This is a genomic window from Bacillus sp. GS3m_15504 (assembly GCF_055825275.1).
The window spans coordinates 710,406-735,680 of record NZ_JBVVNL010000001.1 but is presented as its reverse complement, the minus strand read 5'-3'; the positions used below and the strand labels follow the sequence as shown (position 1 = coordinate 735,680).

General features: G+C 36.1%; 31 protein-coding genes and 1 riboswitch. Of the genes, 12 read left to right on the top strand and 19 right to left on the bottom strand.

What is annotated here, in order from left to right; genetic code table 11:
- Positions 1–74 precede the first annotated feature (74 nt).
- The 4 genes from xerD to spoIIM form a co-directional block, all read right to left on the bottom strand.
- Positions 75–965, bottom strand: a complete 891-nt coding sequence (xerD, locus tag AC0L0O_RS04095; RefSeq protein ID WP_000390080.1) for a site-specific tyrosine recombinase XerD — start codon at positions 963–965, stop codon at positions 75–77.
- A gap of 6 nt (positions 966–971) precedes the next feature.
- Entirely contained in the window at positions 972–1,202 is a 231-nt protein-coding gene (locus tag AC0L0O_RS04090; protein WP_001255255.1) for a YqzK family protein, read from the bottom strand.
- Between the two features lie 103 nt (positions 1,203–1,305).
- The gene (gene fur, locus AC0L0O_RS04085; protein ID WP_000392655.1) at positions 1,306–1,761 is read right to left on the bottom strand and encodes a ferric iron uptake transcriptional regulator; all 456 of its coding nucleotides are present in this window, start codon (positions 1,759–1,761) and stop codon (positions 1,306–1,308) included.
- Between the two features lie 106 nt (positions 1,762–1,867).
- Entirely contained in the window at positions 1,868–2,485 is a 618-nt protein-coding gene (gene spoIIM, locus AC0L0O_RS04080) for a stage II sporulation protein M (RefSeq protein ID WP_223290733.1), read from the bottom strand.
- A gap of 155 nt (positions 2,486–2,640) precedes the next feature.
- Between spoIIM and AC0L0O_RS04075 the strand changes: the two genes are divergently transcribed.
- Positions 2,641–3,192 carry a GNAT family N-acetyltransferase gene (locus AC0L0O_RS04075; RefSeq protein WP_000803490.1) on the top strand — a complete coding sequence of 184 codons (552 nt, stop codon included), beginning with the start codon at positions 2,641–2,643 and terminating at the stop codon, positions 3,190–3,192.
- Between the two features lie 24 nt (positions 3,193–3,216).
- On the opposite strand, the gene AC0L0O_RS04070 is transcribed toward AC0L0O_RS04075, so the two are convergent.
- Complete coding sequence (locus tag AC0L0O_RS04070; protein WP_000067038.1) at positions 3,217–3,756, bottom strand: NUDIX hydrolase; 540 nt, start codon at positions 3,754–3,756, stop codon at positions 3,217–3,219.
- A 74-nt stretch (positions 3,757–3,830) separates the two neighbouring features.
- Here AC0L0O_RS04070 and mciZ point away from each other — a divergent pair, with 74 nt between their 5' ends.
- Both mciZ and lolS read left to right on the top strand, forming a co-directional pair.
- A complete protein-coding gene (mciZ, locus tag AC0L0O_RS04065) occupies positions 3,831–3,959 on the top strand; it encodes a Z-ring formation inhibitor MciZ (RefSeq protein WP_000870298.1) in 129 nt (42 codons plus the stop codon).
- A 53-nt stretch (positions 3,960–4,012) separates the two neighbouring features.
- Positions 4,013–4,927, top strand: a complete 915-nt coding sequence (lolS, locus tag AC0L0O_RS04060; protein WP_000747188.1) for an aldo/keto reductase — start codon at positions 4,013–4,015, stop codon at positions 4,925–4,927.
- Between the two features lie 29 nt (positions 4,928–4,956).
- Here lolS and AC0L0O_RS04055 read toward each other — a convergent pair whose 3' ends face one another.
- The 3 genes from AC0L0O_RS04055 to AC0L0O_RS04045 form a co-directional block, all read right to left on the bottom strand.
- Positions 4,957–5,784, bottom strand: a complete 828-nt coding sequence (locus AC0L0O_RS04055; protein ID WP_000547998.1) for an aldo/keto reductase — start codon at positions 5,782–5,784, stop codon at positions 4,957–4,959.
- Between the two features lie 128 nt (positions 5,785–5,912).
- Positions 5,913–6,437, bottom strand: a complete 525-nt coding sequence (locus AC0L0O_RS04050; protein WP_001227164.1) for a GrpB family protein — start codon at positions 6,435–6,437, stop codon at positions 5,913–5,915.
- A 69-nt stretch (positions 6,438–6,506) separates the two neighbouring features.
- Complete coding sequence (locus AC0L0O_RS04045) at positions 6,507–6,770, bottom strand: YqkE family protein (RefSeq protein WP_000727557.1); 264 nt, start codon at positions 6,768–6,770, stop codon at positions 6,507–6,509.
- Positions 6,771–6,971: 201 nt separating this feature from the next.
- Between AC0L0O_RS04045 and AC0L0O_RS04040 the strand changes: the two genes are divergently transcribed.
- A complete protein-coding gene (locus AC0L0O_RS04040; protein ID WP_000265568.1) occupies positions 6,972–8,561 on the top strand; it encodes a bifunctional metallophosphatase/5'-nucleotidase in 1,590 nt (529 codons plus the stop codon).
- 128 nt (positions 8,562–8,689) lie between these two features.
- On the opposite strand, the gene AC0L0O_RS04035 is transcribed toward AC0L0O_RS04040, so the two are convergent.
- Complete coding sequence (locus AC0L0O_RS04035) at positions 8,690–9,166, bottom strand: ribbon-helix-helix domain-containing protein (protein ID WP_000151914.1); 477 nt, start codon at positions 9,164–9,166, stop codon at positions 8,690–8,692.
- 121 nt (positions 9,167–9,287) lie between these two features.
- Here AC0L0O_RS04035 and AC0L0O_RS04030 point away from each other — a divergent pair, with 121 nt between their 5' ends.
- A complete protein-coding gene (locus AC0L0O_RS04030; protein ID WP_000898981.1) occupies positions 9,288–10,286 on the top strand; it encodes an alpha/beta fold hydrolase in 999 nt (332 codons plus the stop codon).
- Between the two features lie 130 nt (positions 10,287–10,416).
- Positions 10,417–11,736: a Na+/H+ antiporter family protein gene (locus AC0L0O_RS04025; RefSeq protein WP_000994837.1), complete on the top strand. Its 1,320-nt coding sequence runs from the start codon at positions 10,417–10,419 to the stop codon at positions 11,734–11,736.
- 23 nt (positions 11,737–11,759) lie between these two features.
- Here AC0L0O_RS04025 and AC0L0O_RS04020 read toward each other — a convergent pair whose 3' ends face one another.
- Positions 11,760–12,623, bottom strand: coding sequence for a LacI family DNA-binding transcriptional regulator (locus AC0L0O_RS04020; protein WP_000201375.1), 864 nt, complete (start codon positions 12,621–12,623; stop codon positions 11,760–11,762).
- Between the two features lie 99 nt (positions 12,624–12,722).
- Positions 12,723–13,205 (bottom strand): GNAT family N-acetyltransferase, encoded by a 483-nt coding sequence (locus AC0L0O_RS04015; protein ID WP_000233401.1) that lies wholly within the window; start codon positions 13,203–13,205, stop codon positions 12,723–12,725.
- 81 nt (positions 13,206–13,286) lie between these two features.
- On the opposite strand from AC0L0O_RS04015, the gene AC0L0O_RS04010 reads away from it, so the two are divergent.
- A complete protein-coding gene (locus AC0L0O_RS04010; protein ID WP_000819224.1) occupies positions 13,287–14,210 on the top strand; it encodes an alpha/beta hydrolase in 924 nt (307 codons plus the stop codon).
- A 10-nt stretch (positions 14,211–14,220) separates the two neighbouring features.
- Here the strand turns inward: AC0L0O_RS04010 and AC0L0O_RS04005 are convergent, their stop codons facing one another.
- Positions 14,221–14,466: a DUF2552 family protein gene (locus tag AC0L0O_RS04005; protein WP_000360810.1), complete on the bottom strand. Its 246-nt coding sequence runs from the start codon at positions 14,464–14,466 to the stop codon at positions 14,221–14,223.
- A 139-nt stretch (positions 14,467–14,605) separates the two neighbouring features.
- On the opposite strand from AC0L0O_RS04005, the gene AC0L0O_RS04000 reads away from it, so the two are divergent.
- From AC0L0O_RS04000 to ribH, 5 genes are all read left to right on the top strand, one after another.
- The gene (locus tag AC0L0O_RS04000; protein WP_001151582.1) at positions 14,606–14,812 is read left to right on the top strand and encodes a CDGSH iron-sulfur domain-containing protein; all 207 of its coding nucleotides are present in this window, start codon (positions 14,606–14,608) and stop codon (positions 14,810–14,812) included.
- 190 nt (positions 14,813–15,002) lie between these two features.
- Positions 15,003–15,146, top strand: a riboswitch (FMN riboswitch).
- A gap of 311 nt (positions 15,147–15,457) precedes the next feature.
- A complete protein-coding gene (gene ribD / locus AC0L0O_RS03995) occupies positions 15,458–16,570 on the top strand; it encodes a bifunctional diaminohydroxyphosphoribosylaminopyrimidine deaminase/5-amino-6-(5-phosphoribosylamino)uracil reductase RibD (RefSeq protein WP_000131964.1) in 1,113 nt (370 codons plus the stop codon).
- Positions 16,552–17,196 carry a riboflavin synthase subunit alpha gene (gene ribE, locus AC0L0O_RS03990; RefSeq protein WP_000493929.1) on the top strand — a complete coding sequence of 215 codons (645 nt, stop codon included), beginning with the start codon at positions 16,552–16,554 and terminating at the stop codon, positions 17,194–17,196. The genes ribD and ribE overlap by 19 nt, the downstream gene beginning before the upstream one ends.
- A gap of 12 nt (positions 17,197–17,208) precedes the next feature.
- The gene (gene ribBA, locus AC0L0O_RS03985; protein WP_000469016.1) at positions 17,209–18,402 is read left to right on the top strand and encodes a bifunctional 3,4-dihydroxy-2-butanone 4-phosphate synthase/GTP cyclohydrolase II; all 1,194 of its coding nucleotides are present in this window, start codon (positions 17,209–17,211) and stop codon (positions 18,400–18,402) included.
- Between the two features lie 18 nt (positions 18,403–18,420).
- Positions 18,421–18,882 carry a 6,7-dimethyl-8-ribityllumazine synthase gene (gene ribH, locus AC0L0O_RS03980; RefSeq protein ID WP_000230891.1) on the top strand — a complete coding sequence of 154 codons (462 nt, stop codon included), beginning with the start codon at positions 18,421–18,423 and terminating at the stop codon, positions 18,880–18,882.
- Between the two features lie 27 nt (positions 18,883–18,909).
- Here the strand turns inward: ribH and AC0L0O_RS03975 are convergent, their stop codons facing one another.
- The 7 genes from AC0L0O_RS03975 to bioA form a co-directional block, all read right to left on the bottom strand.
- Entirely contained in the window at positions 18,910–19,230 is a 321-nt protein-coding gene (locus tag AC0L0O_RS03975; RefSeq protein ID WP_000549779.1) for a hypothetical protein, read from the bottom strand.
- A 182-nt stretch (positions 19,231–19,412) separates the two neighbouring features.
- A complete protein-coding gene (gene bioB / locus AC0L0O_RS03970) occupies positions 19,413–20,411 on the bottom strand; it encodes a biotin synthase (RefSeq protein ID WP_000815862.1) in 999 nt (332 codons plus the stop codon).
- A gap of 1 nt (position 20,412) precedes the next feature.
- Positions 20,413–21,222, bottom strand: coding sequence for a malonyl-ACP O-methyltransferase BioC (bioC, locus tag AC0L0O_RS03965; protein ID WP_000608924.1), 810 nt, complete (start codon positions 21,220–21,222; stop codon positions 20,413–20,415).
- Positions 21,188–21,928 (bottom strand): alpha/beta fold hydrolase, encoded by a 741-nt coding sequence (locus tag AC0L0O_RS03960; RefSeq protein ID WP_000661279.1) that lies wholly within the window; start codon positions 21,926–21,928, stop codon positions 21,188–21,190. The genes bioC and AC0L0O_RS03960 overlap by 35 nt, the downstream gene beginning before the upstream one ends.
- A complete protein-coding gene (gene bioF, locus AC0L0O_RS03955) occupies positions 21,925–23,112 on the bottom strand; it encodes an 8-amino-7-oxononanoate synthase (protein WP_001075618.1) in 1,188 nt (395 codons plus the stop codon). The genes AC0L0O_RS03960 and bioF overlap by 4 nt, the downstream gene beginning before the upstream one ends.
- On the bottom strand, positions 23,078–23,806 hold the full coding sequence (gene bioD / locus AC0L0O_RS03950) for an ATP-dependent dethiobiotin synthetase BioD (protein ID WP_000012484.1): 729 nt from the start codon (positions 23,804–23,806) through the stop codon (positions 23,078–23,080). Before bioD ends, bioF begins: the two co-directional genes overlap by 35 nt.
- Positions 23,806–25,194 (bottom strand): adenosylmethionine--8-amino-7-oxononanoate transaminase, encoded by a 1,389-nt coding sequence (bioA, locus tag AC0L0O_RS03945; RefSeq protein ID WP_000144314.1) that lies wholly within the window; start codon positions 25,192–25,194, stop codon positions 23,806–23,808. Before bioA ends, bioD begins: the two co-directional genes overlap by 1 nt.
- Positions 25,195–25,275 lie beyond the last annotated feature (81 nt).

Here is a 25,275-nt window from a genome sequence, read left to right as displayed (position 1 = left end):
CAATGTACGAAATGTTTGTGAAGTTTCTGTGAAGTATTATAGCCTTTTGAATCTATGAAAAAAGAGCATAGTAACTATGCTCTCGGATGAAACTGTTTATATACATCTTTTAATCTAGTTTTTGAAACATGCGTATAAATTTGTGTCGTTGAAATATCTGCATGTCCAAGCATTTCTTGCACAGCACGCAAGTCTGCTCCATTTTCTAATAAATGCGTTGCAAAAGAATGGCGCAACGTATGAGGTGTAAGCTCTTTTTCAATATTTGCTTCTTTCGCTAATCGTTTTAAAATCTTCCAAAATCCTTGTCTTGATAATCGATTTCCATGATGGTTTAAAAAGAGTGCATCTACTACTTTTTTTCCCATCAATTCTCTTCTTCCCTTTTCAATATACTTTTGAATCGCTTCCGTCGCTAAGCTTCCTAGTGGAATAATTCTTTCTTTATTCCCTTTCCCTACGCAACGAACAAATCCCATCGTTAAATGTACATCTTCTAAATTTAAGGCAATTAATTCTGAAACACGAAGTCCTGTTGCATACAGTAACTCTAGCATCGCTTTATCACGAACCCCAAAAGCACTCGTCATTTTTGGTGTCTGAAGTAACGCCTCTACTTCATCAACTGACAATACTTTCGGTAATTTCCGTTCTCCTTGCGGCGTTTCAATATGTACGGATGGATCGTGCTCTACTGCTCGTTCACGAAGTAAAAATTGATGAAACGAACGAATCGATGCAATATGACGTGCTAATGTTTTCGAAGATTTTCCGTTTTCTTTTAAGTGCTGCAGAAAATTAACAATGTGCAAGCGTGTCACTTCGTGAAAGCTTTTCGCTTGTTCTACCTTTTGCAAATACTTTACATAACTTTTCAAATCACGTTCATAAGATACTACTGTATTTTTCGCTAGCCCTTTTTCCACAACCATATAATGAATAAAATCTTTTAATTGATCTTCCAATCTACACTACTCCCCATTTTCATAGAAAAACATCATTCTATTTACGAAAGCATCCTTTGCCGGCTCTTCATTCCCTGATACTTTTTCTACAGTCTCTTCTTTTGGCTTTTCATAACGATGATAGCTTTCATATTCTTCATTTATCCATAGTATAGCGAAATAAAACAAAATCGTACAACTTGTAAATAATAAAAATACTTTTATCCCATCAAAAGTTAATTTTAAAACTCGGCGCATTGTAAATTCCTCCAAAATATAAGTTATTACAACATATGCCAAGCTTTCACCAATTTATACCTTATTCAAATAAAAAACCTCTTCCTAGTTAAATAGGAAAAGGTTATTTTTCATCCGTTTCATTTTCTTGACAATTTTTACAAATCCCATGGAATGTTAAACGATGATCCTTCACCTTAAAGCTCCAGTCATGTTCTACTTTCCTTTCCACTTCACCAAGTAAATCTTCTTGTATTTCTTGTACAGCACCACATTGTGTACAAATCAAATGATGGTGGAAACGCTGCGCACCTTCTTGGCGTAAGTCATAGCGTGAAACACCGTCTCCGAAGTTAATCTTATCGACAACTTTTAACTCAGATAATAGTTCTAAAGTTCGATAGACGGTTGCTAATCCGATCTCTGGCGACTTTTCTTTTACAAGGAGGTAAACATCTTCTGCGCTTAAATGATCTTCTTCATTTTCTAGCAGCACACGAACTGTTGCTTCACGTTGCGGTGTTAATTTGTAGCTCGCTGCATGTAATTGCTTCTTAATTCGTTCAATTCTTTCTTCCATTCGGTACTACTCCCTCCTCGCCACTCTTACACCATTATATCAGAAGAAGGGCTTCTGTCAAAAGAAAAACAATAAAAACAAATTGATAATTATTCTCATAAAGTATTTATTGTTTATTAATAGCCTCAACGACTTCTTTCATTAAAACTGGTGATGCATAAGCTTCTACACTAGAAGCAAGAGCTAACACCGCTCCAATTACAAGAAAGAAGCATGTATAACGGATCAATAATGGTAATAGCGGCTCAGTTATTTTCCGGATAAATTGATGCCTAATCATGCGTAAAGAAAAGCTTGCGGCAATTGTTGTCATAACGAGAAATACTGGGATAATAATGAGGTTTTGTGGCAATACAGAAACGAATGCTAATAATAATCCATTCCATCCATGCTGGCTTACTAAAAAACCTACTGTAAATCCGACAACTACTCCTTTTGCAAATAATAAAATAAAAATAAGTGGCAATCCAATAATTGAAATTCCTAAAATCCATATAAATCCAATGTATTTTAATTGTGAAAAGTAACTTTCTCGAAACATTTCGCCTGCAATAGCAAATTCTCCTTTAGAAACTTGTCCAAAAAAACGTTGTAAATAAAATGATAGATCTTGTTTTTGATTTAATTGTAAACTATTTACAAGAATCGCTCCAAATATTACTCCCATCAATAACAAAACAGCGTTAAATATATATAATGAAGAGTTTTCCTGTATGTGAGACATTACACGGTCTTGCCAAGTTTTTCTCCACATTTTTCTTCCCTCCGTTCACACTCTTACTAAAAATGTATGAAAGAAAGAAAAAAGTATGACGAATTAACATTGAAATTCCGCTCTACTTTGCTAAACTAAAAAGTAGAGAATAGGAGGGATTTCTCTTGAAACCATTATTATTAGATTTTCCAACATTATTTCAAACTGAACGCTTACAAGTACGTAAGCCATTTCCAGGTGATGGTGCAGAAGTGTATGAAGCAATCCAAGCTTCTCTAGAAGACTTAGTACCGTGGATGCCAATTAACGCTGAAACAGAAGAAAGTGCTGAAGAAATCGTTCGTAATGCTCACGGACAGTTTTTACTTCGTGAAACACTTGATTTTCACTTATACGATAAAGTATCTGGTACATTCATCGGAGCTATAACGCTCAAGCCTGAGAACTGGGATATTCCAAAGTTTTCACTTCACTTCTGGCTACATAGCGCTTATACAAAACAAGGCTATATGACCGAAGCTGTTAAAGGTGCCATTCAATTTGCCTTCGATAAGCTAAGTGCTAGAAGAATTGAAATTCGTATTGATGCAACAAATACAAATGCATGTAAACTAGCAGAACGTTTAGAATTTATTCTAGAAGGTACAATGGAAAATGATTTCATAGCACCAGATGGTAGCTTACGTGATGCACGCGTATATGCAAAAATCAATTAAAAAACACTCGCCTTTGGCGAGTGTTTATTTTTGTAGTTGTAAATATTGTACTGCAAACATCGTCTTCGCATCATGAATACGAAGATCTTTCATAAGAGTAGTTGCTTCTTCTAATGATACTTCCATCAATTCCACAAACTCATCTTCATCTAACGCAGCTTTATTTTCTTTTTTCGTCAAACCTGTCGCTTTATATACATATAAAATTTCATCTGCAAATCCTGGAGATGTATAGAAAGAAGTAATAAGCTCCATATTTTCACATACATAACCTGTTTCCTCTTCTAATTCACGAACTGCTGTCACCTCAGGTTTTTCACCGGGTTCTAACTTGCCAGCCGGAATTTCTATAATCGCCTTTTCAAGCGCTTTACGATACTGCTCAACAAGCACAATTTTCCCCTCATCCGTAATAGCAATAATAGCAACTGCACCAGGGTGATTTACAATTTCACGTTTACTCATTGCTCCATTTGGTAATACTACATCATCAACACGAACTTTTATAACTCTACCATCAAAAATCGGCTCAGTTTTTACTGTTCTCTCTGCAAGATTACTCATACTACTTCATCTCCCTGTTCTATTTCCTATTCTTTCCTCATACATTTTACCACATTGAAAGGAGCGTGATAGAAATGAAAGTTTATATTTTACCAAATCGCGTCACTTTAGTCGGAAAAGCATGGCAAATTCGCCATAAGCTAAAACAATATGGCAAAGAGTATACAACTGTACAAGAGTGGATTACAGCTAGTAAAAAGTAAAAGTTTGTCAACCTCTTTTCCCTTTCGTACAATAAGAGTAAGGAGGTTGACTTATGAAAAAACGTCAATTAGGAAACTCAGATTTATTTGTGACAGAAATGGGACTTGGCTGTATGTCTCTCGGTACATCTGAAGCAGAAGCTATGCGTATTATCGACGAAGCAATCGATTTAGGAATCAATTTTTTTGATACAGCAGATTTATATGATTATGGATTAAACGAAGAATTTGTTGGAAAAGCATTAAAAGGGAAACGAGATCAAATTGTTCTTACAACGAAGGTTGGAAATCGATGGACAGAAGAAAAAAACGGCTGGTCTTGGGATCCTTCTAAAAATTACATAAAAGCTGAAGTGAAAGAAAGTTTACGTAGACTTCAAACCGATTATATTGATTTATATCAACTTCATGGCGGGACGATTGAAGATCCTATAGATGAAACAATTGAAGCCTTTGAAGAATTAAAAAAAGAAGGTATCATTCGCCATTACGGTATTTCTTCTATACGTCCAAATGTCATCCGTGAGTATGCAAAACGTTCAAATATCGTCAGTGTACTAATGGAATATAGCCTTTTAAATCGTCGCCCTGAAGAATGGTTCCCGCTTCTTAATGAACATCAAATTAGCGTCATTGCCCGCGGACCGCTTGCAAAAGGAATTCTAACTGACAACAATGCAAGAAAGATAGAAAGAGTAAAAGAAAAGGATTACCTTTCTTATTCTTACGATGAATTATATGGGACACTCGCGAATGTAAAAGAATTAATCGTGGAAAGTTCTTTAACAGGAACAGCTATTCAATATTGCTTACATAACGACACTGTAGCAGCTGTAATACCTGGTGCAAGCTCTATTCAACAATTACGAGAAAATGTACAAGCCTGTAAGCAAACACAGTTAACAACAGAAGAATATATACAGCTTCAGCAAATCGCTAAATGTGATACGTACACTTTACATCGTTAAAAAGACGCTACCATACTGGTAGCGTCTTTTTATAACGTATCATATTTATCAGGATTCGTTCCTACATGTAAATTACGATTTAACGTATTAATTTCAGTCATCTCTTCTTCTGTTAGTGAAAAGTCAAAGATAGAAAAATTCTCCTGAATGCGAGATGGTGTAACAGACTTAGGAATCGTCACAATCCCGCTTTGAATATCCCACCTTAATATAACTTGCGCAGGTGTTTTTTCATATTTAGTAGCAATGGCCTGAATAATCGGGTGCTGAAATACTTCTCCACCTCTCATTAATGGACTCCATGCTTCCATTTGAATTTGCTCACCTTGACAAAAATTACGCAATTCAAATTGTGTTAACATGGGATGAAGTTCCACTTGGTTTACCATCGGCTTTATTTTGCAATTTGGTAATAGCAGTTCTAAATGATGTTTATGGAAATTCGAAACACCAATCGCGCGCACTTTACCTTCTTCATACAGTTTTTCTAATGCTCGGTACGTATCAACATACTTCCCTCTTATTGGCCAATGTATTAAATATAAATCTACATAGTCCATTTGTAATTTTTTTAAGCTTTTCTCAAACGCCTCAAGTGTTTCCTCGTATCCTTGATCGTCGTTCCAAACTTTTGTTGTAATAAAGATGTCTTCTCTCGGAATTCCTGATTCACGAACCGCTTCTCCGACACCGCTTTCATTTTCATATACAGTTGCTGTATCAATCGAACGGTATCCAACTTCTAGCGCTGTTTTTACTGCTTGTTTTACTTCGTCGCCTTCTTTCGCTTTATAAACGCCTAAACCAATCATCGGCATTTTTACGCCATTATGAAGTGTAGTTGTTGGAATGTGCACAGTCGTCTCCCTTTCATCATTACATTTTTTATAAGCCACCACTTTATTTGAACAAGATTCAACCAAAAAGTCAAAACATATGTACAGTTTACATAATAAATTTATACATATTCAAAAATAATGCGAACTCATTCATTCGCGCTATTTTCTATCCATTTCTTCGCTTTTTCATCAATATTACGTACAAACTCAGTTTTTCCTTCCGAATATAACGCACCATCATATGTATACTTTTCAGCTAATTCTTTCTTTAAAGTTGCATATGCCTCAGCTTCTTCACAATGAGCCATCATATAATCACGAAATGCTAAATGCCTTACTATCTCAGGATCTCCTTTTTCAAACACGTGTAAGTGATACGAACGTTTTTCCTCCGTTCCATGAATAAAATAGCGGCGTCTTGGAATACCATTTTCTCCTTTTGCGATGTAACCAAGCTCTATAAATCGTTCATTCCACCTATCTACTCTATCAATATTCTCTACTTCCATAATCATATCTATAATTGGTTTAGCTGCCAGTCCTGGCACTGACGTACTTCCAATATGATGAATTTTCACCGTTTCTGGCATCGCAGATTTTAATCTTTCAGCCTCTATTTGAAATTTTTCACCCCAATGATTTTCATGCGGAACAACTACAATTTTTCTCATTCTAACTCCCCTTTTCTTACAAGCTCGTCAAAAAAATGATCAGCGTTATTTCACTGATCATTTTCGTTATTATTTAAAGTCTTTCCAAGTAAGGTTACTTTCACTTAACAGTTCTTCAAATGATTTATTCTTTTCACGTTCTTTTTGTTCTTGACGCTTTCTTTCCAATTCTGCTGCCTCTTTTTTCTCTTCTCTCACTTGCAACTCTTTCTTCTTATCCTTTAATTGTTGCATAAGTGAATCGTTTAATTGATCACCTAATGTAAGAGACTCTTTCTTTGGTTGATTCACTTGCGATTGTCTTTGCATTTGTCTTTGTTTCTTTTTCTTCATGCTGCTCACCTTTTACTTTTTTCTCCATTATAGTAGATACACCATGAAATCGACAACAAAAAAGGAACGTTACTCTATTATTCACCTTTTGTAAATATGTTAATTTTTCGAAAAAACTAAATTTTTATATAGATATAATCCTATGAATCTATTAAAATTATGTCGTATGATGTCAGATTATAAAAAAAGGAGAATTATATTATGTGGAAAAAAATCATTCCTGCTGTTGCCGTTTTAAGTACCATTACTTTTTCAAGCGTATTTGCCGCTCCCCCATCTCAGACTCCAGCTGAACAAAACCGCTACATAGACGTACAAATACTTGGTATTAATGATTTCCATGGACAACTAGATACTGTTAAAAAAATTAATAACAAAGAAGCTGGTGGCGCTGATTACTTAGCTACTTATTTAAAAGAACGTAAAAAACAAAACCCTAATACACTTCTTGTACATGCTGGTGATATTGTAGGTGCTAGTCCACCAGTTTCAGCATTATTACAAGATGAGCCTACAATTGAATTCTTAAATGATTTAAAATTTGATGTTGGTACAATCGGAAACCACGAATTTGATGAAGGTATTGAGGAAATGCGCCGCCTCATTTATGGCGGTTACCATGAGAAAACTGGCAATTTTAAAGGCGCAGACTTCCCTTATGTCGCTGCAAACTTCTATAATAAATCCACTGGCCGCTTATTTTTACCGCCATTTACTGTCAAAATGGTAAATGGTGTGCCTGTAGGATTCATTGGCGTTGTTACAACTGATACACCAAATGTCGTGATGCCTACTATGCTTAAAAATGTAGAAATCACTGACGAAGTAGAAGCTATCAATAAATCAGCACAACAATTAAAACGTCTTGGCGTTAAATCCATGGTCGTCCTTGCTCATGTTGGCGGAACAACAGATGAATCTGGTGTGACAAATGGAGACCTTACTCGAATTGCAAATGAAACAGATCCGGAAGTTGATGTTATTTTTGGTGGGCATAGTCATACGTATGTAAATGGTACTGTAAATAATAAACTAATCGTCCAAGCGAACTCTTACGGAACAGCTTTCTCAGACGTAGATGTAACAATTGATCGTAAAACAAAAGATATTGTAAAGAAAAAAGCTGAAGTTGTTACAACATACCATGAAGGTGTAGAACCTGATAAACAAGTAAAGAAAAAATTAGATCAGTATAAAGAAAAAATCGCACCACTTGTAAATGAAGTTGTCGGAAAATCTACAGCGCCTATCGACCGTAAACAAAATGATGCTGGTGAGTCCACTCTTGGAAATTTAGTTGCCGATGCCCAGCGCCAAACGATGCAAACTCAAATCGCACTTATGAATCCAGGTGGCATTCGTAATGACTTAGATGCTGGTGATATTACATGGGGCGAATTATACGGCATTCAGCCTTTTGGAAACCAATTAATTAAAGTAGATTTAACAGGCCAAGATATTCGTGACATTTTAAATCAACAATGGCAAAAAGGAACGACGAGAATGCTTCAAATTTCAGGTATTCAATATACGTGGGATGCAAATAAACCAAACGGTGAAAAAGTTACAAATATACGTTTAACAAGCGGAGAAGAATTATCTCCATCTAAAACGTATAGCGTAGTTGCGAATGCTTTCTTAGCTTCTGGCGGTGATGGATTTGTATCATTTAAAAATGGTAAAAATACAGAAACTGGTCCAAACGACTTTGAAGCGCTAGTCGATTACGTAAAACAATTAAAAGAACCTATTCAGCCAATCATCGATGGTAGAATTCAAAAAATAAATTAAGTACACTCATAATAAACAGTCTTAATTTTTTATCGTAAAAAATACACATGGACCTTTTATTTTATCCGTCATATATGTGAAACCTAAAAAGGATACTCGTTCTTACAATGAACATAGTATCCTTTTCTTTAGTTATCAAAATGTGATGTGTTGTTAAAATCATATTGTTGTAAAAATTGTTGTAACGCCTCTTCTACAAGTTTAGATTTTTGAATTCCTTTTGATTCTGATATAACGTCTAGTTTTGCTAATATTTCTTTATTAATAGAAAAGGTACGTTTCTTTTTTTCTGTACTTATATTCATAATGGGTACAATTACTTCTTCTCTCTTTCTTAATAGCTCATAAATACTTTGTAATTGCTCATAAATTAATAGTTGATAATCCGTTTTCGCATATTGAAGGGCTGTCGCTTCTTGGAGTTGTAAGTGACGCGGTTCTTCTCCATCTCCTACAAAAATACGCTTTTTCTGTTCTCCATCATATTCATATCCAATCAATCTTAATTTCTTCGATAATGTATACGGGCTTATTTCAAGACGTTTTGCTATAATAGCGATGGATTCACGTCTATTTAAACAATCGATAATTTCTCCAATCGTCACATTTTCCCTCCTCCCGTGTTGAAATGACACTAGTATGGTATGTTACAATGATTTTCTAACAGTATATGCAACACGTAGAGCCTGTGCGATTCATACGATTTTAGAAAAGGAGGTTTTCAATATGCTTTTTCGTAGCTATACCCCGCAGTTCTATAATGAAAATAAACAACCCATTCCAAATAGTATCGCTACGATGGAAAGCGTTATGATTAACAACCGAAAACAAACTCTCCTTATTCGCGGGCAAAACGTAGAGCAGCCTATTTTATTATGCTGTCACGGTGGACCCGGTATGGCACAAATCGGATTTATTCGTCATTTTCAAAAAGAATTGGAGAAACACTTTATCGTAATTAATTGGGATCAGCGCGGGGCAGGTAAATCCTTTTCAACGAAAGATTTTGGAGCAAATTTTACAATCGAACAATTCATTTCCGATGCAAAAGAAGTGATTCAATATGTACTGAAAAAGTTCAGTAAACAGAAACTATTTCTCGCTGGTCATTCTTGGGGCAGCATTATCGGACTTAACATAGCACACCAATATCCACAATATATCGAGGCTTATATCGGTATTGGGCAAATTGTACATATGAAACAAAACGAAGAATTACTATATCAGCATTTAATTCGTTCTGCGAAAAAACATGATCATAAAAAAGCATTAGCCTCCCTTTTAAAATTAGGTAAACCGCCATTTTTAGATACGAGACGTCTTATTATTCAAAGAAAGTGGCTTGGCACATTCGGAGGTGCAATCCAAAACGGATCTTCCTTTTCGTTCATACGAAAAGGTTTCTTTTCTCCTGAATATACGCTATTAGATTGGTTCAAGTTTCTAGCAGGAAATTTAAAATCTGGCGTTTTATGGGAAGAAATGTTGACAATCGATTTCTTTTCTTCTATTACGAGTTTATCTATTCCTGTTTATTTTTGTTCTGGTCGCTATGATTATCAAACTCCTTATGCACTTGTTCAGGAATATTGTGATGTGATAGAAGCACCCATAAAAAAGATGATTTGGTTCCCAAATTCAGCACATTCTCCTGATTTAGAAGAACCAGAGTTATTCGCTCATTCTTTACAATCAATTAAACAAGAGCTAGCTTTTCAGCATTAATAACAAAGGCTCTTTTACATTTCATAGAAAACAATTTATAATAATATGTCGCAACTATGTATAAATATAGCAAGGTGCTTCATATTTACTTGCCTTAACACAATAAAATTTTGGGGAGATTACATTTATTATGAATGCTGTACTCGTCGCAGTAGCAGTTATGCTATTGCTTAGTTTGTTACGTGTCCAGGTCATTGTTGCCATTATTGTTGGAGCTTTAACAGGCGGAATGATCGGTGGACTCGGTATTTCAGAAACTATTAACACTTTTACAACTGGTCTTGGAAACAGTGCTCCAATCGCTTTAAGTTATGCAATGCTTGGCGGTTTCGCTATTTCTCTTTCCAAAACAGGACTTCCAGATGCTATGATTCAAACTGCATTAAAATGGATTGGCAATGAACAAGACACGAAAAAACAAGTTTATTCTAAAATACTTATCCTATTTATCATTTTAACGATGGCTTGTTTCTCACAAAATGTGATTCCTGTTCATATCGCTTTCATCCCCATCTTAATTCCAGCACTTTTAAAAGTATTAAATGAGCTGAAAGTGGATCGCAGACTTGTTACATGTATTATTACATTCGGATTGATTACTCCTTATATGTGGATTCCAGCAGGATTCGGAAAAATTTATCATGACGTATTGCAAACAAATGCTGCGCAAAGCGGTCTTACATTTGATGTCGCGCTTATTCCAAAAGCAATGACTATTCCAGCAATCGGTATGATTATCGGATTATGTGTGGCCGTATTTATTACGTACCGAAAACCTCGTACGTATGAAACAGAACAAATTCATACTACCGAAAATGAAATCGTTCCCTATACAAAACGAAGCATTACTTTCGGGCTAGTATCTATCTTAGCTACATTGACTGTTCAATTAGCAACAGAATCAATGATTTTCGGCGCTCTAGCGGGGATTATCGTTTTATCAGTTAGTGGTAGTCTACCTCTTAAAGAAGCTGATGCAATTTTAACAAGCGGAATGCGTATGATGTCCTTTATCGGATTTGTTATGATTTCTGCCGCTGGGTTCGGAGCTGTTCTTCGAAAAACAGGACATGTTGAATCTCTTGTACAAACGAGTGCACATATAATTGGGAATAACAAACCACTCGCTGCATTTCTTATGCTTGTGATTGGACTTCTCGTTACGATGGGGATTGGTTCATCCTTTTCAACCATCCCTATTTTAACAACCATTTTTGTACCTCTTTGCATTCAGCTTGGATTTAGCCCAATGGCTACAATTGCAATTATCGGTACGGCAGGAGCGCTAGGCGATGCAGGATCCCCAGCATCAGATAGCACACTTGGACCAACATCCGGTTTAAATGCTGACGGTCAACACCATCATATATGGGATACATGTGTACCAACTTTTCTACATTACAATATACCTTTACTTATATTTGGCTTTATTGCCGCGATTACATTATAAAAGGTGCGTTTTATACGCACCTTTTACTTTTTTATTTTTTCTTTTAATTGTTGCAACGCTATTTCCCCATTTTCTTCGATACAACTTTCAATTTTCATAAATGACGACCCTATCCACTCACTGTCTATACTCCCGTTCAGTCCAATAATTTTTAATTTATCCGGTATACGGATATTTAAATTTTTTGCTGCTTGAATTAACTCAAAAGTAACCTTATCACTTTCAGTTACAATTCCATCTATATACGGATTGTTTCGCAATAATGTAATAAACTGTTTATTCGTATATCCTTGTACACATACTTCTCGATAAGAGATTCCTCCCTCCCAAACAGCGTCTAAAAATCCTGATATGTGATTTTCCATTTCTTCACTATCTTCTCCCTCACCGAAATAAGCAAGGAAGTGACAGCCTTTTTCTTTTAATAAAGAAACCGCTCTTTGTCCACTTTCATAATAGTTTACATGCGATTTTTTTTCATCAATCACAACAAACGGAAGTGGAATTTCTCCTATACTTTTAAAAACCGATCTTGTCAAAATAACACCTGCAACGTTATTTTCCTTCAACATATGTATGCATCTATCTTTATTCTCTATATTACAAACAATGATTTGATATCCTTCTTTATATGCTATTTCCTCAATACAATGTAGCAAAGTGATGTTTGATGGATTATATAAATTATCTACAAGTAATGCAATTATTGTTGAATTCTCTTTAAATAATGGCTTTGCTGCACTATTTGGCCTATAACGTAACTCCTCAATTGCTTCCTTTACTTGTTTTACTGTGTCCTCATGAACGTATCCTTTTTCATTCATAACTCGTGAAACGGTTGCGACTGAAACACCTGCCAATTTTGCAACATCACGTATAGTTGCCACATCGTCACCCCTTAATATGGTAATAGATTACAATTTTACGGTAACCTAAATTACAATATTCGTCAAGGCTAATAACTTATATTTCTGAAAATTGTTACATCATTTCATTAAACGATACTCTAACTGAATCTCATGTAAAATTGGGATATTATCATACCCAATACGTGGAATTTCTTTCTTTATTTTTCGTGCCTTTTCCACTGCATTCACATATAAATGAGTCATCACAAAATTACGTTTTTGGTAAAAACGTAACGCATTCATATTATCATTTGTTGTTATAAGCCAAATCTGCCTGCACTGTTCTTCTTCTGCAACTTTTAATACACAATCCACAAGTTTTGTCCCTATTCCTTTTCTTTCTTCAAAGCTATCTAACGATACAATTTCGCACATATTTCCGATCACTTCATACGTTATAATTCCGATTATTCTGTCTTCTAAGAGCGCAACAAATCCTGGCAACTCTTCTAACTGATGCCCCTTTCCACGTGAAACCATCAATGAGCTCCCCCAGTTCTCACACATGAACATTCGGATTGTTTCTTTCATCGCTGGCGTAATTTCTTGTATATGCACCATTTCCTATTTCTCCCCTTTTCTATCATTGTGATACAATATAAGTGTATCACATGTAACGGTATTTGGAGGATGAGGTAAAGTATGAAACGTTTTTTTGCAGCATTGTTTACTATACTAGGTGCGATAACTGCCCTTGGAATTTTCTTTACAAATAAAGTGATGTACTTAAAGAAAAAAACAGAAGAAGAAGTACTCGAAAGAGAAACGAAAAAACATTTTCGTATAGAAGATTTTGATGCTCTTCATAAAGAAGAAATTCATATTCCTTCGCAATTCGGATATGATCTCCACGGATATTACATTCCTGCCGATCATTCCAACAAATTTATGATTTTTTGTCACGGCGTAACTGTAAATAAAATGAACTCTGTAAAATATGCAAGGTTATTTTTAAACAGAGGATATAATGTCGTTATTTACGATCATCGTCGTCATGGTAAAACTGGTGGGAAAACAACAAGCTATGGATACTATGAAAAGCATGATTTAAAATCCGTAGTTGACTGGCTAAAAAGTCGTTTTGGAACAAATATAACACTCGGTATTCATGGTGAATCGATGGGAGCTGCAACACTTCTTCAATACGCAGGACTTGTAGAAGATGGCGCTGATTTCTATATTGCAGATTGTCCTTTCTCTGATTTTTACGGACAATTACAGCACCGTTTAAAGGTTGAATTCCATTTACCGAAATGGCCTTTATTACCTTTAGCAAATGCTTTCTTAAAAGTGCGTGACGGTTATACGATTCGTGAAGTTTCACCAATCGATTGTATCAAGAACATTAACAATCCCGTTCTCTTTATTCATAGTAAAGATGACGATTATATTTTAGCTGATATGACAAAAGCGTTATATGAAGCAAAAGAGAATAATAAACAACTTTATATTGCAGAACACGGTGCTCACGCTTGCTCTTATAACGAAAATAAAGAAGAGTATGAAGCGGCAGTCGATCAATTTTTAAACTCATATGTAAAAGAAACAAAAAACAGGCTTGCATAAGCCTGTTTTTTTATTGCGCTAAAACGTCTGTAACTTGTTCCATATTTTCAGAAATCCATTGCATTGCATCATCTAACGTTGGAAATTCTGTCGTTTGAAATGTTACCTCATCTTGCAGTAACCAAACATCCTTCGACTCTTGTCCTACACCAGCAATGGACCAATGTAACAAACTATATGGATGATTATCATTCAAAAATGAAGCCCACGTGCGCTCATTTGCAATATTTCGTAATGTACGTAATTGTTTATCCATCTTTCGTCACCTTACTCTAGTCAGTTATAAAAAACATTATAACACTCTCTTCTCTCCCAAAGAAAGTGCTCTTTTTATATTGTCAAGTACTTCTCTTGATTATATGATGAAATTAAGCGTTTGGGAAGGAGGGATAGCGTTGGCTAAAGTACAAATTAAAGTAAATGATAATGGCTCTTTTCGCGTTACAGGGGACGTGGAATTAGTTGATTCACAAGGGAATGTATTCCCGGCAAAACCGGCATTTTCTTTATGTCGTTGTGGTTTATCAAAAAATATGCCTTATTGCGATGCTTCGCATAAAGGTAAATTCGAATCTGTTGTTAGAGCACCAGAGGCAGAATAATTTTACATGTGACATGCACATTTTTTTGTGCATGTTTTTTCTTTTTAACAACTCCTTTATATCCCTTCTCCTTACAACATTTCTAATACTTTTGTCTCCATTCCAGCCTACATATATTTTCACACAATTCTTCACATTCGAATACTTTTTGCTAGCCTTTTATTTTTTTTGTGCTATAATTTGAGCAAACAGCATCCTTCGGGGTCGGGTGAAATTCCCAACCGGCGGTGATGAAGTGCAAACTTCTAAGTCCGTGACCCGTTTTCAACTCGAAAACGGTGGATCTAGTGAAACTCTAGGGCCGACAGTATAGTCTGGATGGGAGAAGGATATGTTTTCTAGTAATTTTATATAGCGAATACACTTTTATTTCAGTATGCATATTTTTATAGATTCAATTCAAATCTATATATATGTTTTATTTTGTATACTTATCTTTCTATGCTGAAATAAAAAGATACGACTAGCGTTTGAAAAATTTGATATTTTTGCTAGGTTTCTTCCTTATGCCAAAATATCAATCATCGTTAGGTTTCTTTCCTATACTTTCGTATTCGAACTATATTTCTAGAAATCACGTCTCCCAAACCCCAAGGATATTAAAATCCTTGGGGTTTTTTGATTTTTTTAGGAGAGGTGAAGAAAATGACAGATCAAGAATATATGAGGATTGCCCTGCAATTAGCAGAAGGAACATGTGGGCAAACAAGTCCAAATCCTATGGTTGGTGCTGTTGTTGTAAAAGACGGAAACATCGTCGGTATGGGGGCTCATTTACGTGCTGGTGAAGAACACGCAGAAGTTCATGCTCTTCATATGGCTGGTGACAAAGCAAAAGGAGCCACCGTGTATGTAACCCTTGAACCATGTAGCCATTTTGGAAAAACACCACCTTGCTGTGAATTGCTCATCAAAAAAGAAGTCAAACGGGTTGTAATTGCTACTCTTGATTGCAATCCGCTCGTTTCTGGTAATGGAAAAAGAAAATTAGAGGAAGCTGGCATCGAAGTAACTACCGGTGTTCTGGAAGCAGAAGCAGTTTTATTAAATCGCTACTTTTTTCACTACATGAAAACGAAACGTCCATTTGTAACAATAAAAACAGCGATGAGCTTAGACGGAAAAACAGCAACTGTTACTGGTGAAAGTAAGTGGATTACAGGTGAAAAAGCACGAGCTGATGTTCACCAATACCGCCATACACATGATGCGATTCTCGTTGGAGTGAATACAGTTATAGCTGATAATCCGCATTTAACAACAAGAATTCCTAACGGGGGGCAAAATCCTATACGAGTTATTTTAGATACCCATTTACGAACGCCACCATCTTCTCATGTCATAACAGATTCTTTAGCACCGACATGGATTATAGTTGGTACGGATGTAAATCAAGAGAAAATAGCTTCTTATGAATCTAAAAATATAGCTATATTCCAAATGAAAACGAAGCAGATTGAAATACAGGATGTTTTACACTTACTCGGCGAAAAACAAATTCTTTCTCTTTTCGTCGAAGGGGGGCAAACAGTTCATGCAAGCTTCTTACAAACAAAGTATTTCAATGAAATTGTAACTTATATAAGCCCAAAATTAATTGGTGGCAGTAAGGCCCCTACTTTATTTGGCGGAAATGGTTTTTCAACATTACAAGATGCGCTTTCCTTGGAAATTCAAGAGATGAAACAAATTGGTGATGATATAAAAATCGTTGCGCATGCCCGAAACGAGGTGACGAAATGTTTACAGGAATTGTAGAAGAATTAGGAACGATAACAAATATGCAACAAAGCGGAGAAGCAATGAAGTTAACGATACATGCCAATAAAATTTTATCAGATGTTCACTTAGGTGATAGCATCGCGGTTAACGGTATTTGCTTAACTGTAACGAGTTTCACAACAACTTCATTCACAGTGGATGCAATGCCCGAAACGATGAAATCAACATCACTTCGCCTACTCAAATCACACTCTAAAGTAAATTTAGAGCGAGCAATGGCTGCAAATGGACGATTCGGTGGACATTTCGTTTCAGGACATATTGATGGCATCGGGACGATATTAAACAAAAAACAACACTATAATGCCATCTATTACAAAATAGCTATTTCTGATGAACTGCTGCGCTATTGTTTGCATAAAGGATCCATTGCTGTTGATGGAACGAGCTTAACAATATTTGATATAGACGAATCTTCCATTACAATTTCACTCATCCCGCACACAGTAAGTGAATCTGTTATCGGAGAAAAGAATGCCGGTGACATCGTAAACATTGAGTGTGACATGATTGGTAAATATATCGAACGCTTTATTACTAAGCCTGTAAAACGAACAGGTTCAATGACCGAAAACTTTTTACAAGAAAACGGATTTCTATAAGGGGGAAGCATTATGTTTCATCGTATTGAAGAAGCTCTAGAAGATTTAAAACAAGGAAAAGTCGTTATCGTATGTGATGATGAAAACCGTGAAAACGAAGGCGATTTTATGGCTTTAGCAGAGTATATTACGCCCGAAACAATTAACTTTATGATTACACATGGACGCGGTCTCGTTTGTGTACCGATTACGGAAGGATACGCAGAACGTCTACAATTAGAACCAATGGTATCTCATAATACAGATTCGCATCATACTGCATTTACAGTGAGCATTGACCATGTTTCTACAACAACAGGCATTAGCGCTCACGAACGTGCAACTACAATACAACAATTGTTAAATCCTGCATCAAAAGGTGCTGATTTCAATCGACCTGGACATATCTTTCCATTAATCGCGAAAGAAGGCGGTGTCCTGCGTCGTGCTGGTCATACAGAAGCTGCTGTCGATTTAGCACAGCTTTGCGGAGCAGAACCAGCTGGAGTCATTTGCGAGATTATCAATGAGGACGGTACGATGGCACGCGTCCCTGATTTACTACAGTGTGCAAAACAATTTGATATAAAAATGATTACAATAGAAGATTTAATTGCTTATCGCCGCCATCATGAAACACTTGTGACGAGAGAAGTGGAAATTACATTACCTACAGATTTCGGTACTTTTCAAGCAATTGGCTATTCTAACTCATTAGATACGAAAGAACATATTGCACTCGTAAAAGGTGATATTTCAACAGGTGAGCCTGTACTTGTACGCGTTCATTCAGAGTGCTTAACAGGAGATGTATTTGGCTCGTGCCGCTGTGATTGCGGACCACAACTCCATGCTGCACTTGCTCAAATTGAACGTGAAGGAAAAGGCGTTCTTCTTTATATGAGACAAGAAGGACGAGGCATTGGCCTTCTTAATAAGCTTCGCGCTTATAAGTTACAAGAAGAAGGCTTCGATACTGTAGAAGCAAACGAAAAACTTGGGTTTCCCGCTGACCTTCGTGATTACGGTATCGGCGCTCAAATATTAAAAGATTTAGGTTTACAACATTTACGATTATTAACGAATAATCCAAGAAAAATCGCTGGCTTACAAGGTTACGATTTAACCGTTACGGAGCGCGTACCGTTGCAAATGCCAGCAAAAGAAGAGAATAAAACGTATTTACAAACGAAAGTAAACAAATTAGGACATTTATTAAACTTATAATTAAAGGAGAGATTTATTATGGTATTCGAAGGTCATTTAGTTGGTACAGGATTAAAAGTTGGGGTTGTTGTTGGACGTTTTAATGAATTTATTACAAGTAAGTTACTAGGCGGAGCTTTAGATGGGTTAAAGCGTCACGGTGTAGAAGAAAACGATATTGATGTTGCTTGGGTTCCTGGCGCATTCGAAATTCCTTTAATCGCTAAAAAGATGGCAAATAGCGGGAAGTATGATGCTGTTATTACGTTAGGTACAGTAATTCGAGGTGCTACAACACATTACGATTATGTTTGTAATGAAGTAGCAAAAGGTGTTGCATCTTTATCACTTCAAACAGACATCCCAGTTATTTTCGGTGTATTAACGACAGAAACGATTGAGCAAGCGATTGAACGCGCGGGCACGAAAGCTGGTAATAAAGGCTATGAATCTGCAGTTGCTGCAATTGAAATGGCTCACTTATCAAAACACTGGGCATAAAAAATAAAAAGAGGCTGCGGCCTCTTTTTATTTTTTTACTTTTTTCCGTACATCTTTTATTAATTCATTCATTGTTTTTCCTTCTGTTTGTATACGAAGTGTTTGTGCTGTTCTCCATACATTCTCTCTTTTCTTCGCTTCTTCTATAATAGTAATTTCTTTTCGTACTTCCTTTAAATCTTTCCCTTCTGTTTTCAATCCAAAATGTTCAGCTTTCGTTCGAAAATGTTGTTCAATTCGTTGTTGCATCTCTTTTTGTTCAGGATTTTCGGCGGCCTTAACTGGATCAGCACTTATTGCTTTTAGTAAAATGAGACAAGTCATAATCGCTAATATATATTTGTGCATGTAAAATCCTCCAACCCAATATAAATTACATATTTACTATGTACAATTGGTGCTTGGAAAATTCGTCCACCAAAATTCTTTTTTTCGCTCAAAAGCCACTAGTATCAAGCGTTCACAACTATTTATTACATTTTATTTACAAAAAAAGCAAACTCTTTTACAAGTTTACTTTTTCCTCTATCTTATAACGCACATTCTTCAATCTCAAATCCTAAATCTTCAATCATACCCCAGTCTGCAGTCGGTTCTTGTCCAGCTGTCGTTAAGTAGTCTCCAACAAAAATAGAGTTTGCTGCAAATAAACCGATTGGCTGTACAGAACGTAAATTGATTTCACGCCCTCCTGAAATACGAATTTCTTTTGTTGGGTTTACAAAACGCATCATTGCCAACACTTTTAAACATTCTACTGGCGTTAACTCCTTTTGTCCTTCAAGCGGCGTACCCTTTACAGCAACAAGGAAATTACATGGAATTGAATCTGCATCTATACGTTGTAATTCGAATGCAATTTCAGCGCGCTCTTCTATTGTCTCTCCCATTCCAAAGATTGCCCCAGAACATGGTGAAATACCCGCTTGTTTCGCTTTTTGAACTGTATCAACACGATCATCATACGTATGAGTGGAGCAAATGCTTTCGTAATTATTCGCATGTGTATTTAAGTTGTGGTTATAACGATGTACACCAGCTTCAGCTAAACGTCCTGCTTGATCTTCGTTTAAGAAACCTAAACAACAACAAATCTTCAAATCTGTCGTTTCACGAATCTCCTTAACTGCTCCAATTACGTGATTCACCTCTTTATCCGTCGGGCGACGACCAGATGCTACAATACAATATGTACCAGCTTTACGGCGTATTGCTTCGTGTGCTCCTTCTACAATCTTTTCCTGCGTTAGCCATGCATATTTATCGATTGGTGCTTCTGAAATAATCGACTGTGAACAATATCCGCAATCTTCAGGACATAATCCAGATTTCGTATTAATAATCATATTTAATTTTACTTTCTTACCAAAGTAATGATGGCGAATAATGTAAGCAGCATTCATAATCTCTAAAACTTCTGTATCATCAGCTTCTAATATCGCTATTGCATCCTCTTTCGTAATCATTTTTTCTTCTACTACGTCATATGCAAGTTTTTTCCAATCCCTTTTTGTTTGTACTTGTTTCATTTCATCTCTTCCCCTCTTTTGTTATATGCATAAATAAAGCATGATACGTCGCCATTATCCCTTCATTTCCCGTGAAGTCTCTTTCATATATGCGAAGCATCGCACGAAAGAGTGAGGGACTTTGACAATATGATTCTTCATTACTATTGGTCGCTCCTACTTTTCGAATAGAATGTAAAAACTCCCTAACTTCTGTAAATCTCTCTATGTAACATGTTTCAGAAACATGCACATCCCCTGTTTCTACCTCACATATATGGCGTAATTGATTTTTCGAATAAAAACGTTGCCCAATCGATGTTTCATTTTGTATATTTTTTTCTTCTTTCGCCCGCTGGAACGAAGTATGCAATTCTTGAAATGTTTCCTGTCCAAACGTTGAAAAGAGTAATATCCCATCTATAGACAAATGATGAAATAAATTTCTTATCACTTGTTTTAAATCATTTAGCCATTGAAATGTGGCATTCGAAATAATGACATCATATGTTTCTTCTAGTTGTAACCTTTCGATATCCTCACAGTAAAACATTACATTTTTCACATTTTGTCTAGTTTTGGCAACTGCGATCATACTTTCAGCAAAATCAATAGCTGTAATATGTGCTTTCGGAAATAAGTTTGATAATTGCTCTGTAACATATCCTGTCCCGCATCCAAGTTCTAAAATACGTATCGATGAATTTGCACTATATCGCCGATCTAATGTAGAAAGTAATGAATGTGCCATCTTTTTTTGTACATTTGCATATTGATCGTAGGATACAGCTGCCACGTTAAACCGTTTTTGTAGTAACGTTTTGTTGATCATGTCGTATCCCCTCTACAAATTGAATTATCTCATTTACACAATATTCAAAATTCGTTACACATAATGCGTGTCCAGCCTCACTTACTACCTTAAGCTTGGCCGTCTCATTCTCAGCCATACTACATGCTGCAGACAATGGGCATATTACATCCCGCTCTCCGTGAATAAGTAGTATAGGGACGTTAATTTCTTTTAATGCTTCTCTCATATCTGTTTCTATTAAATAATCCAAACCGAATTGTAAAGACTGGATAGAATCACCTTTAAAATGTTTTACGATGTCTTCAAAACTTTTATTTTCTTTCAACTCATCTTTCGTAAACATATTTTCATAGAACCGCTTGAGCGTATCTTCTTTCCTTCTCGCCAAATTTCTTTTCAGCCGTTCTACATGCAAAGTATTCCAACCATTACTATAGTCACTTGCATTTGTAAATTTGGCAGTACCACCAATAAGTACGATACCCTTTGCCTTAATTTTTTTATAAGCTTGAATTGCCGCTAACGCTCCTAGTGACCATCCAACTAAAATTACATTTTCATCCTTTGCTACATCTATGATTCGCCCAGCAAATTCACTTTGTTCTTTCACGTTACGCCAATCAATGCATTGAACAGAATATCCTTTAAAATGTGGAAGTACTAAATCCCAAATATTTTCTTCCATTCCCCATCCAGGGATAAAAATGATTTTCAGCTCTTTCATACGAAAAGCTCCTCTTCTTTCGCAATGTGGGTAATTCGGTCAATAGCCCATTTTAAATCAGCTATTGTATGTTGAGATGTAACTGCAAAGCGAATTCGAGAACTATGGACCGGTACAGTGGGCGGACGAATTGCAATAGCTGCAATACCTGCCTCTTGTAACCTTTTGCTAAACCGTAAAGTATTTTCATTTGAACCAACTACAATCGGTACAATATGAGTTGAACTATTCCCTATATTAAATCCAGCTTCTCGTAATTTACTCCTGAAGTATTCTCCATTTGCTATAAGGTTCTCTCTTCTCTTATGATCTTCTTGTACAATTTCAATTGCTTTTTGCACTGCTCCTAACGTACTTGGCGGTAAAGCTGTAGTAAAAATAAAGCTTCTCATCATATTTTGCAAATACTCTATATAAATTGCATCACCTGTCAAATACGCACCATAACACCCTAAAGCCTTGCTAAACGTCCCCATATGTATATCTATTTTTTGAGCAAGATCTTTTTCTATATGAGATAACCCTGCTCCACCAATTCCATATATTCCACTCGCATGTGCTTCATCAACTATAATGATTGCCCCGTATTTCTCTTTCAGCTGCACTAACTCCCTCAAATGCGCAGTATCACCATCCATACTAAAAACAGTATCTGTTACGATTAATTTCCGCTTTTCAGGAGATGCTGTTTTCAACAACGCCTCCAGATGATTTAAATCATTATGTCGATACCTTTTATGCTCTGCCCCGCTTAATATAATTCCATCAACAATGCTCGCATGATTTAATTTATCGCTAAAAACAATATCGTGACGACAGGCTAATGAAGAAATCGCTCCAACATTTGCGGTAAATCCACTATTTACAACTAAGGCTTTTTCAGTGCCTTTCCAATTGCATATACTTCTCTCAACCTCTTCATACAGTGAATAGTTTCCTACCACAAGCCTTGATGCTGTCGCCCCAGTTCCATATTTTCTTGTGCATACGATAGCAGCTTCTTTTAACCTTTCATCTCCAGCTAATCCTAAATAATTATTTGACGCTAAATTTAGCATCCTTTTCTCATCTCGAATAAGCCATGTCTCTTCTGCTTGTTCTGTTACGTGCAAATTGCGATACTGCCCTTGCTCATGTAATTGTTTTAACTTAGTTTGAAGATGTGTGCGCCACGGTTGATTCATTTCGGATGAACTCCTCTAATTTTGAAATCATTATATATTCTTTAGCAGATTCCAATACTTCTTCTTTTGTAAACTCACCTTCAAAGAATGGTAATAAGCCTAAAACCGGTACCCCGCTTAGCTCTTCAATCATTACTTTATTTTCTTGTACCCTTTCCATTTCGCATTCTTTACAGCCAGATAAAATGACACCTGCTACTGTTAAGCCATGTGCCTTTGCATAAGCAATCGTTAAAACTGTATGATTTACTGTTCCTAATGTAGGACGTGCTACTACAATAAGTGGAAGCTGTAATTCTTTTGCGAAATCAATTACTAAAGCGTCTTCTGTATATGGAACAGCTAGTCCACCTGCACCTTCTACAAATAGGCTATTAAACTCTTTCAATCGCTCATTATAGTGGTGAATAATGTCTTTTAACGTTACTGCCCTTCCAGCTCTTTTCATGGCAAGTCTCGGAGCAAGCGGTTCTTCAATAGAATAAGGGCAAATTTCATCTTCTTTTGTCGGTACACCTGATAATACTTTTAGCCTTGCTGCATCTCCCTCTGGATTTGATGCAACATGTCCACTTTGCAACGCTTTATAGACCCCGATGTTATATCCCAATTCTCTAAATACACCTGCTAATGCACCTGCAACTACAGTTTTTCCCACTTCAGTATCCGTTGCTGTTATAAAAAAACCGCTCATTATTCTCCCTCCGTAATATCCGAGATTGCTTTATATAAAATACGTAACATCTCATCAATCTCATCAATTGTAGAAGCAAGGGGAGGCATAAATACAATCGTGTTACCGAGCGGGCGCAAAATCATACCCAGCTCTCTTGAGCGTTTACATACTTGAACACCGACTCTCTCTGTCCATTCAAACGCTTCTTTCGTTTCTTTATTCTTCACAAGTTCAATTCCAACCATTAACCCACACTGACGAATATCCCCTACATGTTTACATGCAAAGAGCTCTTCTAATTGTGTCGCCACATATTCTGTTTTACGTGCCACTTCTTCTATTAAATTTGTTTTCTCGTATAGTTCTAGATTCGCAATTGCTACCGCACAACCTAACGGATTCCCTGTATAACTATGACCGTGGAAAAACGTTTTTTGTTCTTCATAGCTCCCTAAAAAGGCATTATAAATTTCATCTGTCGTTACAGTGATTGCAACTGGTAAATATCCGCCCGTTAAACCTTTTCCGGCTGTCAAAATATCCGGCGTTACATTTTCATGTTCACATGCAAACATTTTCCCAGTACGCCCAAACCCAGTCGCTACCTCATCTGTAATAAATAAAACGTTATATTTTGTACATAAATTACGTAGCCCTCTTAAGTATCCTTTTGGCATTGTAATCATACCGCCAGCACCTTGCATTAAAGGTTCTACAATAATCGCCGCAATTTCTTCATGTTTATCTTTCAGTAGCTCTTCCATTTCTTCTAAATGTTTTTTTACAATTTCCGCCTTATCATTTCCATAAGGTGAACGATATGTATATGGATAAGGCATTTTAATTGCCTCAAATAAAAGTGAACTATACACTTGGTGAAACAAGTCTATTGCTCCTACTGAAACAGCTCCAATTGTATCACCGTGATACGCTTCTTTTAATGTAACAAATCTTTGTTTTTTCGGTTTTCCTTTATGCTGCCAATATTGAAAGGCCATCTTAATTGCAATTTCAACAGCGCTAGAACCGGAGTCCGAATAGAATACTTTTTTCAAGCCTTCTGGTACAACTTCAATTATTTTTTCTGCTAATAAAATAGACGGAACGTTAGCAAGCCCTAACATAGTAGAATGGGCAATTTTATTTAATTGCTCACGAATTGCCTCATCTAATTCTGGCACTTGATGCCCATGAACATTTAACCAAATAGACGAAACACCGTCCCAATATTCATTTCCATTTACATCATATAGCTTTCTTCCCTCTCCACGTTCAATAATGACAGGATCTTCTTCTAAATAATCCTTCATTTGTGTAAATGGGTGCCATACATAGGCTTTATTTTTTTCCGATAACTCTTCATATGTATAAGATGGTTTGTCAGTCGTACTCTTACTAAAAGTCACAATTGTCACCCCTAATGTTAACTAGTTTATAAATATAGTTAACATTAAATCTAAATGACTGTCAATTCTTTTTAAATCAAG